The following is a 12,659-nucleotide window of genomic DNA, read 5'->3' as shown; positions in this document are numbered from 1 at the left end:
CCCTCACCCCATCACAGCACCTCTCCAGGGACGCGACGGCGGTCCCTTGACACCGGCATCGACCGCGAACAGGCACCCGCTGCCAGGCGCCGGATCGTCCAGGCCCAGCGAGGCGGTGGTGATCACCAGAGTGCTGCCCTGGAAGCAGACTGCGGTCGGTCTCGGCACCGGCAACTCGATCGTCGCCAGGAGCTCACCGGTCGGGGCGTATCGACGTACCTCGCTCGCGTCCCACACCGCCACCCAGACGCATCCGTCGTCATCCAGCGCCAGCCCGTCCGGGTTGCCGCCGGTGACCTCGACGACCGTACGCCGTTCGCCGAGCCCGGCACCGTGGACGGCGATCGCCTCCAACCGCCGATGCGGCAGCGTGTCCACGAAGTACACGGTCTCACCGTCCGGGGTGAAGTCGATGCCGTTGGCAACCGTCAGTCCGGACAGCGCCGTACTGACCGAGCCGTCGGGGTCGAGGCGGAAGAGGGCGGCATGCGGATCGCGGGGAATCGCCTGCGAGCCGGCCCAGAAGCTGCCGTCCGGGTGGCAGCACCCGTCATTCATCTGATCCTGGCCGGACGTCAGCCCGCTGACCAGCGGCGTGACGGTGCCATCCTCACCGAGATGCGCGAACCCGTCCTGCACCGTGAGCGCCCACCCGCCACCATCCTCGTCCACCGGTACGGCGACGCCGACGCGCGAGCCGATCTCGTACTCCCGCATCACCGTGAGCGAACCGCCCTCCAGGCGTCCCCGATGAACCCTGCCGGCCAGGATGTCCACCCAGACCAGCTCGCCGGTGCGCGGATCCAGCCGGGGCGACTCGCCTTGCACGTACGCCGCCGACGAGATCCGGTCAGCTCTTGACCGCACCGGCGATGCCTTCCACGAAGGTGCGCTGCAGGAACAGGAACACCACCACGATCGGCAGTACCCCGATACAAGCGGCCGCGGCCAGACCGGTCCAGTCGGTCGTGTCCTGGCCGTAGAAGCCGTACATGCCGACGCCGAGCGTGCGCAGTTCCGGGTTGCCGAGGGTGAAGACGAGCGGGATGAAGAAGGCGTTCCAGGCACCGATGAAGTTCATCAGCGCGACCGTCCCGACCACCGGCTTCGCCAGCGGCAGCATCACCTTCCAGTACGTGCGCAGGTAACCCGCGCCATCCATCCGCGCCGCCTCCTCCAGCTCCTTGGGGATGCCACTGAAGAAGCCCATGAACAGCAGCACGGGTACGACGAGGGCAGGCCCGGCCTGCGCCAGCGCCGCCCCGAGCAGGCCGTTGCCCAGTCCGATCCCGTTCACCAGCAGGAACGTCGGGATGATCGTGTAGCCGTGCGGGATGAACATCGTCGCGATCAATACGCCGACCATCACCTTCTTGCCGGGCAGGCCGGGCCTGGCCAGCGCGTAGCCCGCGGTGGACGCGACCAGCAGCACCAGGATCACCACGGCGATCGAGTACGTGATCGTGTTCGCGGTGTAGGTACCGAACTTCGCGGTCGTCCAGGCCCGCTTGAAGTTGTCCAGCGTGGCGTCGTCGGGCAGCAGCGACAGCCCGCCGAGGAGCATCTCCCGGGGCGTCTTGAACGCGGCCGAGACCATCCACACGAACGGATAGATCCAGACCAGGCACAGCGGCACCAGCACCACATGCCAGATGTTGCGCCGGGCAATCAGCCGCCAGCGGCCGGTCATGTCGCACTCCCACTCATCCGGCGCTTCAGGAAAGGTGTCTGCAGCAACGCCACGACCAGGGTGAGCACGCCGAAGGTCACTCCCGCCGCCGACGCGAACCCGTACCGGGGTGCTTGCAACTGTGGATCGAACGCATACCGGTAGATATAGGTCGGTACGACGTCAGTGGCGTAGTCCGGCCCGCCCTCGGTCACCGCCCGGACCAGGTCGAACGTGCTCAGGCTGCGCTGGAACACCAGCAACAGGATCACGATCGCGATCGGCGTCACCACCGGCAGCGTGACGAACCGCAGCGACCGCCAGAAGCCGGCGCCGTCGATCGCCGCCGCCTCCTGCAGGTCCTTCGGCACCGTCTGCAGCGCCGCGAGCCAATAGATCAAGGTGATGCCGAAGCCTTTCCACACGTCGATCGACATCAGCGTCGGCAGCGCGGTCGACGTGGAGCCGAGGAAGTTCACCGGCTGATCGATCAGGCCGGTGTCCAGCAGCACCTGGTTCACCAGGCCGCCGGCCGGGTCGAGCAGGATCGCGATCACGATGCCGATCACCGCGGTGGTCGCGACCACGGGCAGGAACAGCACCAACCGGTAGAGGTTGCGGAACCGCAGCCAGGTGTTGTTCAGCAGGATCGCCATCACCAGCGCCAGCGGCATCTCGACGAAGATCGCGGCCATCGAGAACAGCAGCGAGTGCCAGAACGACCGCCAGAACGCGGCCGAGCCCAGCACCTCGGAGAAGTTCAAGAGCCCGACCCACGCGGTCGGCGTACCGACACCGTCCCAGTCGAAGAACGCGTACACCCAACTGGCGATCAGCGGCCAGATCGTGAAGCCGCCGAACAGCAGCACCGTCGGCACCAGGAACAGGTAGCTCCACAGGTGCTTGCGGAACCGGCCCGGCCCGCGGCCCGGCCCGCGGCGCGGGCGCCCGGTGCGCCCGCGCCGGACCGGGGCCTGGTCGAGCTTTCGCTCGACGGTCTCGGTCGTCGTCATCGCGTCAGCCTCCCGGCGTGTAGTCCTTCAAGGGATCCCAGGTCGCGAAGGTCAGATCCTTGGCCGATCCCTGCTGGCCCTTGGCCTTCAGGCTCGCGGTCGTCTGGTCCAGGAAGGCCTGCAGGTTCTGGTCCAGCTTCGCGGCGGCCGGTGCGAACGGCTGGTTCTTGATGATCGAGCTGAAGGCCGCGTCGGTGTGCTTCAGGTCCGGCTTGGCCGCCAGCGCGGCGAGCACCGCGGTGCCGCCCGGGGTGGCCAGCTTCGGGCTCGGCACCCGGCGCATCCCGTCGGCGGCGACCTTCAGGATCGCGGCCTGGTCGGGGTTCTTCTCCGCCTCGGACTTCCACGCACTCTCCAGTGCGGTCAGTGTGCCGAACTTCTCGTAGTACGCCTTGTGGAAGGACTCCGACGAGAGGAAGTCCATCGCCTTCCATGCCTCGGCCTTGTGCTCGGACTTCGACGACATCGACCACAGCGGGCTGAAGGACTGCGAGATCGGCTGGTAGGCGCCACGTCCGGCGTCCGGCACCGGGATCCCGGTGACGCCCATCTTGATCTCCGGCGACAGCTTGCGGATCTCGGCCACGTGCCACGGCGCCGACGGGTACATCGCGAGTCGGCCGGCCGCGAACTCCTTGAACGCGCGGCTGCCGTCCCAGCTCTCCCAGCCGGGCATCATCACCTTGTTCGCCTGCATCCGGCGATTCAGCTCGACCGCTTCGACCAGACCGGGGCTCGAGGTGGCGGGCTTGCCGGTGCGGAAGTCGATCCCGGTCGCGGGCACCGAGTACGGCACCGCGGTGCCGGCCAGCATCTCGACGCCGACCGCCTTCGCGGCGGTGGGGGCATAACCGAAGTACTTGCCCTTGCCGTCGGCGGTGACCTTGGTGGCCATCTTCTCCAAGTCGGACCAAGTCTTCGGCGGTCCGTCGAAACCAGACTTCTTCAGCAGGTCCTCGTTGTAGATGAAGACCCGCAGGGTCGACCACTGCCCCCAGACCAGCGGCAGGCTCATCAGCTTGCCGTCGCGGTGCAGGCCCGAGGTAGCCGGGTCCATGCTTCCGGCCGGGAAGCGCTTGAGGAAGTCCGGGGTGACGAACTCGTCCAGCGGGGCGACCCAGCCCCGGGCTGCCATCCGGTCCATGCCGTCGTCCTGGGCCCGGAAGATGTCGGGCGCGTTGCCCTGCTGGAACATCAGCTCGACCGCGTTCAGCTGCTGGTCGGACGGGTTCTCCAGCACCTTCACCGCGATCCCGGGATTGGCCTTCTCGAACTCGTCGAACTGCTGGCGGTAGAACTCACTGGCTCCCGGTGGATCGGGGACCAGGGCAACGGTCACGGTGACCTTGCCGGTGGCGTTGCCGGCGTCCGGGCTGCCGCCGACGAGGTTGCACCCCGACAAGGCGAGCGCCACCGCGCCGACGAGCACGGTGAGGGCAGGGCGGATCTTCATGATCGGCTCCGTTGGTCGTGGCGCACAGGCGCCGGAATCTGGTGATCGGTGGGTCCGTGATGACCCAGCTGTGAGTTGATGGCATCGGCTGCCTCCACCAGCAGGCGGGACAGCTCCTGCTCGCGCGTGGGCAGGTCGACCACGCTCGACGGACCGGACAACGACAGGGCGGCGACCACCTGACCGGTGCGGTCGCGCAGCGGCGCCGCCAGGCACGCCCTGCTGAGCGACAGTTCCTCGGTCTCGGTGGCGTACCCCTGCCAGACGGCCTCGTCGATCGCGGCGTCCAGTACGTCGTGCTCGGTGATGGTGCGGGGTGTGTAGCGCTCGAGCTCGCCGAGCAGCTCACGTCGTACGGCGGGTGGCAGGCTGATCAGCAGGCACTTGCCGAGCGCCGTGGCGTGCAACGGGTTGCGCCGCCCGGTCAGGGCGAACGAACGCGGTGCGAGCCTGCCCTCGAAGTTGCACAGGTAGAACGCCTCGTCGCCACGGCGGACCGCGATGTTGGCGCCGAGCCCGGTGCTCGCCGCGAGGGACTGGGCCGGTTGCCGGGCGGCGTGGTGGACGGGGTGACCGTTCACCGCGACGCCGGCCAGGGTGATCAGGTCGGCACCCAGGCGGTAGAGGCCGTCGGTGTCGCGCTCGACGAAGTCCGCCTGCTCGAGGGTGCTGAGCAGCCGGGACGCGGTCGACTGACGCAGGCCGGCCAGCTTGGCGACCTCGGTGACGCGCAGCGCGCTGGTTCGCGCGAACGCCCGAAGGACAGCCACGGCGCGCTCGACGCTCTGGTTCGTCCCTGCCTCGTGACCCACCCTGCGACTCCTGACCTGGGAAAGATGGACGACCTCATCCACTATGTGGCAGCCTTACGCACATGATGGATCCCGTCAAGCATGGATCGGATGTCGAATGCTGAACGTCGAGGAGAAGACCATGCCGCCTACGCAGCCCACCGTTGAAGGACTGGTGCCCATCCTGGCGACGCCGTTCCAGCCCGACGGCAGCCTCGATCTGCCGGGGCTGCGCCGGCTGACGGAGTTCCAACTGGCCGGCGGAGTGCGAGCGGTCGCCGTACTGGGCATGGCGAGTGAGGCCTTCGCCCTCACCACGGCCGAGCGCCGGATCGTGACGACGACGGTGGCGGAGATCGTCCACGGTGTGGTGCCACTGGTCGCGGGAGTAGCAGCGACCTCGACGGTCACGGCGGTCGAGCAGGCGACAGAGGCAGCGGCGGCCGGAGCCGACGTGGTGATGGTGCTTCCGCCGTACATGGTGGCGCCGAGTCCGGCCCAGCTGCCCGAGTTCTACGCCGCGGTCGGTGCGGTCGGCCCGGAAGTGATGGTGCAGGACGCGCCGGGAGCCACCGGCGTCGCGATGTCGCCGCAGCAGATCGCGGAGCTGAGCAGGCTCCCCGGAGTGACCTCGGTGAAGGTGGAGGCTCCGCCGACCGCGCCGAAGGTGGCCGCGGTGGTGGACCGGATCGACGAGCCCGGCTTCGTCGTGATGGGCGGCCAGAACGCGCAGTTCCTGCTCGACGAACTGGCCGCCGGCGCTGTCGGCACGATGCCCGCGTGTGAGGTGCCGGATCTGCTCGCGCCGATCTTCATCGACTGGTACGCCGGCCGCCACGACGACGCCCGGGCCAGGTTCGAGCAGCTGCTTCCGCTGCTCGTGTTCGGATTGCAGCCGGGGATCGCCTGGGCCGTGCACAAGGAGGTCCTGGTACGGCGTGGCCTGATCGAGAGCGCGTTCGTCCGTACTCCGGCTCGCGACCTGGACAGCCGCACCCGGGCCGGTCTGACTGCGATACTCGACCGGCTGGGCCTTCCGGCCACCCCCGCGCTGACGAGGATCCCCTGATGCCGACGATCACCGAGGTCGAGGTCTTCCCGCTCGTCCTCTCCGAGCCGGACTCTCCGCCGCGCAGCTACTCCACCAAACCACCCTGGCCGAGCATCTACGCCTCCTCGCGGGAGGCACTGCTGGTCAAGTTGACCGCCGACGACGGCTCGGTCGGCTGGGGCGAGGCGCTGGCGCCGGTCTCCCCGGAGGTGCCGGCCAAGCTCATCGAGCTGCTACTCAAACCGGCTCTTCTCGGTGCCGACCCGACCCGAGTCCGCCCACTGGTCAACTCGCTGCGGTCCCTGATGAGGGAGCGCGGCCACCTCGGCGGTCACCAAGGAGACGCGGTCGCCGCAATCGACGTCGCCCTGTGGGACCTGGCCGGCAGGATCAGCGGGCTTCCCGTGCACCAACTGCTCGGTGGCGCACAGCGCGACGTCGTACCGACGTACGTGTCCGGGCTCCCGGGCAAGAAGGACAGCGAGCGGGTCGCTCAGGCACTGGACTGGGTGGCCGAAGGCGTCCGCCAGGTGAAGGTCGGGCTCGGGTACGGCGTACGCACCGACCTCGCGACGGTGGAAGCACTGCGGTCGGTGCACGACGACCTCTTGGTCGCTGTCGACATCCACGGTGTCTACAGCGTGGCGGACGCGATCCGGTTGGGGCGTGGCCTGGATCAGCTGGGTGGCTGGTTCCTGGAGGCGCCGGTCGGCTTCGAAGACATCGTGGGGCACGCAGAAGTTGCCCGACGCATCGATACGCCGGTCGCGATCGGCGAGAGCCTGCGACACCGGCAGGAGTTCCGCCCGTGGTTGCAGGCCGCTGCTGCCTCGATCCTGCAGCCCGACGCGGGCCGCACCGGCATCACCGAACTGATGGACCTCGCGGCGGTCGCGGACACCTGGTTCACGCCGTTGGCGCCGCATCATTCCTCCGGACTCGGCGTCATCCTGACCGCGAGCATCCACGCGGCTGCCGCGGTTGGGAACCTGCTGGCCTACGAGTTCCACCCCACGCTGTTCGGCCCGGTGAACCGGGTCCTGGTCACCCCGATCGAGCCCGGTCCGCTCGGGTTCGCCGTACCGACCGGCCCGGGCCTGGGGATCGAGGTCGATGAGGACGCCGTCCGCGCGGCGTGTATCGCATGAGCCCCGCGACCCGGCGTGCCCTGGTCATCGGGGCCACCACTCCGATCGGTACGGCGATCGTCGCCGCACTGGTCGCGGACGGCTACCGGGTCGCGGGAGCCTCCCTGGAGGATGAGAAGGTCGAGGGCCTCGAGCTTCACCTGGCCGCGGACTGCTCGGATCCGGACACCGCGGCCGGGGTGGTCGACCAGGTCGCGGCGGAGTTCGGCGGCCTCGACGTACTGGTCGCCGCCGCGGGGCGGATGCCACTCCAGCCTGCGCACCGGACCTCGGACGCGCAGTGGGTCGACGCACTGTCGAACACGCTGGACACGTTCTTCTTCCCGGTGCGAGCGGCCCTGCCGTACTTGTTCGAGAGCGACTCGGCCAGCATCGTGGCGGTCTCCTCGGTCAACACCCTGGTCGCGGCTCCGTGGGCAGCGGCGTACACAGCGGCCAAGGGCGGAGTGGACGCCCTGGTCCGGCAACTGGCCGTCGACTACGGCATCCGGAGTGTCCGAGTCAATGCCGTCGCGCCTGGAATGGTTGGTGGAGCCAATCTTCCCGATGCTGCGGCCGGCTACCTGATCGGTCGCACGATCCTCCCGTCAGAGGTTGCGGACGCGGTCGTGTTTCTGGCCGGTCCGCGGGCCAGTGCCATCACTGGTGTCGTGCTGCCGGTCGATGGTGGTCTGTCAGTCGTCTCGCCCGCTGCGGTCGGGCGCGCCGATCTACGCGCCCGCTTGGCCTCGGAGGAGTAGCCGACATGCCCGAGGTGGAGCTGACTGGCCGTGCCGGGCCGCTGTACCGCCTGCTCGATTGGCCGCTGCGGTTGGCGTTGCTGACCCTGCTGTGGCTGCTGGGGGTTGCCGCCGGGTTGGTGATCGCCGGAGTGGCTCCGGCCACGCTCGCGGCCCATCAGGTTGCGGTAGCCTATCTGGACGACAGCGAGGTACACCCCTGGTTGCGCTTCTGGTCGGCTTGGCGACAGTGGCTGGGCCGCGGTCAACTGATGCTCGGGTTGCCCTTGGCCACTGTCTTTGTCCTGGCGTTCTATCTGGTGGCGGCCCGGCAGACAGTCTGGGCTGTCCCGGTTTCAGTCGTCGTACTCGGCTACCTGGTGACGGTCTGGCTGCTGCCGGCCGTTGCCGTCTCGGCCGGTCAGCGCCCGGTGAAGGAGGTGTGGCTACTCACGATGCACCTCACCTGGCGTAGGCCCGGCCTACCGCTGGCGGGAGGCGCCGCACTCGTCGTACTGATTGCCGGTGCCTGGTACGTCGTACCTGGCGCACTGGTGCTCGCACCGGCAACGGCTGCGGCTGTTGCCGTCTGGGTCGTCCGCCGGGTCAGCTCACCGCGGCCGACGCGTGATAGCCAAGCCCCGACGAGATCTGGTCCGCCTGCTCGATGACCTGCGTGGCCAGTGACTCCTCGCGCGCCGGCAGGTCCATCGCCGACAGCGGGCCGGAGACCGACAGGGCCGCGACGATCGCACCGGTCCGGTCCCGGATCGGCGCGGCCAGGCAGGCCCGACCGAAAGCGAGCTCCTCCAGCTCGGTCGCGTAGCCGCGCTCCCGAACCTCGCGGAGGATCCGCTCCAGCGCGTCGTGGTCGGTCACCGTGTGCGGGGTGTAGCGGGCCAGATTCTCGCCGACGAGCTCCTCCCACTCCGGCCGCGGCATCTCACTGATCAGCGCCTTGCCCATCGCGGTCGAGTGGAGCGGACCGCCTCGGCCGACCAGGGTCGACGAACGTCCGGCCGCACGGCCTTCGAAGTGGCAGAGGTAGAAGAGCTCGGAACCACGACGCTCGGCCACATTCGCACCCAGGCCGAGATCGGCGGCCAGGTTCTGCGCGACCTGCCGGGACTGTTGGTGCACCGGCATCTCGTTCAGCCCGATGCCGGCCAGCGTGATCACCCGCGGCCCGATGCCGTACAACCCGCTGCGCTGGTCGTACGCCAGGAAGCCCAGCGCCACCAGCGCGCCGACCAGCCGGGAGACCGTGGACTGCCCCAGCCCGGTCGCCTCGACCAGCTCGGAGACGCGCCGTTGTGGGTGCGCCTCGGTGAACTCCGACAGCAGTGAGAGCGCGCGCTCGACACTCTGCGTCCCTGGTCCGGCTTCCCGGCCGATCGCTCGTGCCACGAGTTCACCCTCTCCCTAAAATGTGGTTGCCTCATCCGCATCGTAGATGCCCCCAGTCTCCCGCTCCAGTCAACCCGCGGCCAATCCAGGTCAGAAGTGGTCCAAGCGGGGCTGGCTGCGGTCTTCGGTGGCTACCAGTACGTCGATGAGCATTTCCTGGAGTCGCAGGCGCTCGGATGCGTGGTCAGGGTTGTCCCAGAGGTTGTTCAGCTCTTGGGGGTCGGCCGCCAGGTCGTAGAGCTCGCCGGTTCGGTCGCGGTCCGTGGCGGGCAGGCCGTGGTAAACGACGATCTTCCATTGGCCGGTGCGCAGCATGGTCGTGTGTACGGCGGGGTCGTACGGGTGGCCGCTGTTGCGGTACTCGCAGAGTGCCCAGCCACGGGTGACCGCGTCCTGCTCGCCACGAGCCAGCGGCAGCAGGCTCGTGCCTTGACCGCGGGGTAGCGGCGAAGCACCGGCTGCTTCCAGGAACGTCGGCGCCAGGTCGATCCACTGCACCAGCTCGGATCGCCGCTCCCCCGCCGGCAGTTGCCCCGGCCACCGCACGATCAGGGGGACGCGTACGGCGCAGTCGTACATCATCGGGCCCTTGAGCATCAGCTGGTGATCGCCGAGCATCTCGCCGTGGTCACTGGTGAACACCACAATGGTGTCGTCCGCGAGGCCTTCCGCCTCGAGCGCCGCCAGGATCCGGCCGACCTCGTCGTCCACCAGGCTGACCATCGCCCAGTACGCCGCCTTGACCTGCTGCAGCTCGTCCGCGCTGTACGAGAGGTAGCCGCGCGCGTGACCGCCGTACGACTCCTTCGACGCCTCGGTCAGGATCGGCGGCTTCCCGTCCAGCTCACCGTCTCGCGTCACCGGTCGCGGCAGCTCGTCCGGCTGGTAGCGCTCGAGGTACTCCTTCGGCGCACCGAAACCATGGTGCGGGTCGAAGAAGTTGGCGACGAAGCAGAACGGCTTCGACCGGTCCCGCGACGACTGGAGGAAGTCGATCGTCTCGTTGCCGATCCACCGGCTGTAGTGCGCCTCGGTCGGCAGGTTGTCGAATCCGGATCTGCCGGGTGCCTCGGCGTACAGGTCCGGGAAGGCCGTTTTCAGCCAGCGGTGGTATTGGTTCTCCGACGAGCCCGGGTACGGATCGTGCGCCCATCGGAAGACGCGGAACCCGTCGTCGTGCCGCGGCTCCAGCCGGCCGCCCTTGCAGGCCGACAGGTGCAGCTTGCCGACGAGTCCGCAGTCATACCCGTCGTCCGCGAGCGCCTTGGTGAAGAACTGCTCGTGATCGGGCAGCTGGACGCCGTTGGCCCACAGACCGTGGGCGTGCGGATACCTCGAGGTCATCAGCGATGCGCGCGACGGCGAGCAGACCGGGTTCTGGACGTAGCAGTTCTCGAACAGGACGCCGTCGCCGGCCAGCCGGTCCAGATTCGGGGTCCGCACATGCTCGTTGCCGTAGGCCCCGATCGTGTCATAGCGCTGCTGGTCCGTGCAGATCAGCAGGATGTTCGGCCGGTCGGTTCGGGTGCTGGGAAGGGTCATGACTTGATGGCTCCTGCGATTCCCTCGACGAAGTAGCGTTGGAGTACGACGAACAGCACGACCACCGGCAGCAGCGAGATGGATGCGGCCGCGGCCATGCCGGACCAGTCGGTCGAATTCTCGCCGACGAACGCGAGCATGCCGACACTCAGGGTCCGCAGGTCCGGCCGCGAGAACGTGAACACCAGCGGCAGGAAGAACGCGTTCCAGGTGCCCAGGAACGTGAGCAGCGTGACGGTGGCGGTGACCGGATTGGCCAACGGCAGCATGATCCGCCCGAAGATGCTGAGGAACCCGGCGCCGTCGATGACGGCGGACTCCTCGAGCTCGCGCGGCAACTGCCGGAAGTAGCCGAGGTACAGCAGTACCGACGCCACGTGGGCGCCGCCGGACAGCGCCAGCACCATCCCGGTCAGGGAGTTGAGCAGCCCGAGTCGCTGGGAGACCTCGACCACCGGGATGATCGTGTATCCGGTCGGCACGAACAGCGTGGCGATCAGGATGCCCATCACGATCTTCCGGCCGAAGAACTGGTGCCTGGCCAGGACGTAGCCCGCCATCGCGCACCGCAGGACGACCAGCACCACGGTCGTCACCGTGACCACGACGGTGTTGACCAGGTACCTGCCGAACCCGGCGTCACCCCAGGCCCGGCCGTAGTTGCCCCACTCGGCGTGCTTCGGCAGCAGTGACAGGCCGGAGGTGAACACCTCGAGCGGGTCCTTCAGCGACGCACCGAGCATCCACAGGAACGGGTAGATCCAGAGCAGCCCGCCGATCCCGATCACGACGGCCGCTCCCCACCAGGGCAGCCTGCGCAGGATCCGGCCGGAACTCCACCGGTTGCCGCGCCCGCGGCCGGCAAGGACGTCCGTCATCGCTCACTCCTCGCTTTCCTGGCAGCCCGGATCCCGACCAGTTGCAGTACGCCGATCAGCCCGACGAACAACCCGAACACCACGGCAGCGGCCGAGGCGAAGCCCAACTGGGGAACGGTGGCCGCGAACGCCCAGCGGTAGATGTAGATCTCCACCACCTCGGTGGCGTAGAACGGGCCGCCGTTGGTCATCGTGAGCATCAGGTCGAAGATCTTCAGGGTGCTCTCCAGCGTCAGCAACGTGATGATCACCGCGAACGGCTTCAGCAGGGGCAGCGTTACGTGCCGGAGCAGCCCCCACGGTCCGGCGCCGTCGATGGCGGCGGCCTCATAGACCTCGTCGGGCACCGTCTGCAGGGCCGCGAGCCAGTAGATCAGCGTGACGCCGAACCACTTCCAGATGTAGACCCCGACCACCGTCCACAACGCCGCCTTCGGGTCGCCCAGGAAGTTGATGCCGTCAGCAACGACACCGAGCTTGCGCAGTACGACGTTCACCGGACCGGAGGCGGGGTCGAAGACGAACTGCATCACCACGCCGACGATCGCGGTCGTGGTCACCACCGGCAGGAAGAACGCCGTCCGGAACAACGTCCGCAGCGGCAGCTTCGGCGAGTTGAGCACCAGCGCCAGCAACAACGTCAGCAGAACCTTCACCGGCACCACCGCCACCATGAACAGCACGGTGATCTTGAACGAGTTCCAGAACAGTGGATCGGCGACCACCGCGCGGTAGTTCGCCAGTCCTACCCAGGTCTTCGCGGCATCGAAGCCGTTCCACTCGACGAACGAGTACCAGTAGCTCGCGACGACCGGATAGACGGTGTAGACGCCGTACAGGACGATGGTCGGGGTCAGGAACAGCCACACCCAGAGCCGGTTACGGCCCAGTCGCGGACCTCTGCCGTTCATCGAGGTACGGCGCGCCGAGCCGCTGCGGCGTTCCGGCGGCGCGTCGGGGACAACGGTGACAGCCACAGGTTCTTCCC

General features: G+C 68.4%; 13 protein-coding genes. 4 read left to right on the top strand and 9 right to left on the bottom strand.

The window, feature by feature from the left end; genetic code table 11:
• Window positions 1-3 precede the first annotated feature (3 nt).
• Genes ACIBG5_RS32125 through ACIBG5_RS32105 form a run of 5 tightly spaced genes read right to left on the bottom strand, consistent with a single transcriptional unit; the run spans window position 4 to window position 4,947 of the window.
• Window positions 4-867: an SMP-30/gluconolactonase/LRE family protein gene (locus ACIBG5_RS32125; RefSeq protein WP_396395260.1), complete on the bottom strand. Its 864-nt coding sequence runs from the start codon at window positions 865-867 to the stop codon at window positions 4-6.
• Window positions 851-1,690: a carbohydrate ABC transporter permease gene (locus ACIBG5_RS32120; RefSeq protein WP_396395259.1), complete on the bottom strand. Its 840-nt coding sequence runs from the start codon at window positions 1,688-1,690 to the stop codon at window positions 851-853. The genes ACIBG5_RS32125 and ACIBG5_RS32120 overlap by 17 nt, the downstream gene beginning before the upstream one ends.
• Window positions 1,687-2,682 carry a carbohydrate ABC transporter permease gene (locus tag ACIBG5_RS32115; RefSeq protein WP_396395258.1) on the bottom strand — a complete coding sequence of 332 codons (996 nt, stop codon included), beginning with the start codon at window positions 2,680-2,682 and terminating at the stop codon, window positions 1,687-1,689. The genes ACIBG5_RS32120 and ACIBG5_RS32115 overlap by 4 nt, the downstream gene beginning before the upstream one ends.
• 4 nt (window positions 2,683-2,686) lie before the next feature.
• Window positions 2,687-4,135, bottom strand: a complete 1,449-nt coding sequence (locus ACIBG5_RS32110; protein ID WP_396395257.1) for an ABC transporter substrate-binding protein — start codon at window positions 4,133-4,135, stop codon at window positions 2,687-2,689.
• Window positions 4,132-4,947 carry an IclR family transcriptional regulator gene (locus ACIBG5_RS32105; RefSeq protein WP_396395256.1) on the bottom strand — a complete coding sequence of 272 codons (816 nt, stop codon included), beginning with the start codon at window positions 4,945-4,947 and terminating at the stop codon, window positions 4,132-4,134. The genes ACIBG5_RS32110 and ACIBG5_RS32105 overlap by 4 nt, the downstream gene beginning before the upstream one ends.
• 121 nt (window positions 4,948-5,068) lie before the next feature.
• On the opposite strand from ACIBG5_RS32105, the gene ACIBG5_RS32100 reads away from it, so the two are divergent.
• From ACIBG5_RS32100 to ACIBG5_RS32085, 4 genes are read left to right on the top strand one after another with little or no spacing between them, the layout of a single operon-like run.
• A complete protein-coding gene (locus ACIBG5_RS32100; protein WP_396395254.1) occupies window positions 5,069-5,995 on the top strand; it encodes a dihydrodipicolinate synthase family protein in 927 nt (308 codons plus the stop codon).
• Entirely contained in the window at window positions 5,995-7,125 is a 1,131-nt protein-coding gene (locus ACIBG5_RS32095) for a mandelate racemase/muconate lactonizing enzyme family protein (protein ID WP_396395253.1), read from the top strand. The genes ACIBG5_RS32100 and ACIBG5_RS32095 overlap by 1 nt, the downstream gene beginning before the upstream one ends.
• Window positions 7,122-7,865 (top strand): SDR family NAD(P)-dependent oxidoreductase, encoded by a 744-nt coding sequence (locus ACIBG5_RS32090; protein WP_396395251.1) that lies wholly within the window; start codon window positions 7,122-7,124, stop codon window positions 7,863-7,865. The genes ACIBG5_RS32095 and ACIBG5_RS32090 overlap by 4 nt, the downstream gene beginning before the upstream one ends.
• Before the next feature lie 5 nt (window positions 7,866-7,870).
• Entirely contained in the window at window positions 7,871-8,515 is a 645-nt protein-coding gene (locus ACIBG5_RS32085) for a DUF624 domain-containing protein (protein WP_396395250.1), read from the top strand.
• On the opposite strand, the gene ACIBG5_RS32080 is transcribed toward ACIBG5_RS32085, so the two are convergent.
• The 4 genes from ACIBG5_RS32080 to ACIBG5_RS32065 all read right to left on the bottom strand — a co-directional run bounded on the left by ACIBG5_RS32080 (window position 8,451) and on the right by ACIBG5_RS32065 (window position 12,648).
• On the bottom strand, window positions 8,451-9,251 hold the full coding sequence (locus tag ACIBG5_RS32080) for an IclR family transcriptional regulator (protein ID WP_396395249.1): 801 nt from the start codon (window positions 9,249-9,251) through the stop codon (window positions 8,451-8,453). The two genes, ACIBG5_RS32085 and ACIBG5_RS32080, sit on opposite strands and share 65 nt — an antisense overlap.
• A 90-nt stretch (window positions 9,252-9,341) precedes the next feature.
• Window positions 9,342-10,793: a sulfatase gene (locus ACIBG5_RS32075; RefSeq protein WP_396395248.1), complete on the bottom strand. Its 1,452-nt coding sequence runs from the start codon at window positions 10,791-10,793 to the stop codon at window positions 9,342-9,344.
• Complete coding sequence (locus tag ACIBG5_RS32070; protein WP_360441112.1) at window positions 10,790-11,671, bottom strand: carbohydrate ABC transporter permease; 882 nt, start codon at window positions 11,669-11,671, stop codon at window positions 10,790-10,792. Before ACIBG5_RS32070 ends, ACIBG5_RS32075 begins: the two co-directional genes overlap by 4 nt.
• Window positions 11,668-12,648, bottom strand: a complete 981-nt coding sequence (locus ACIBG5_RS32065; protein WP_396395247.1) for a carbohydrate ABC transporter permease — start codon at window positions 12,646-12,648, stop codon at window positions 11,668-11,670. The genes ACIBG5_RS32070 and ACIBG5_RS32065 overlap by 4 nt, the downstream gene beginning before the upstream one ends.
• Window positions 12,649-12,659: the final 11 nt, after the last annotated feature.

The organism is Kribbella sp. NPDC050241, from assembly GCF_044459685.1.
Taxonomy (GTDB): domain Bacteria; phylum Actinomycetota; class Actinomycetes; order Propionibacteriales; family Kribbellaceae; genus Kribbella.
This window is presented reverse-complemented; position numbering and strand designations above follow the sequence as displayed.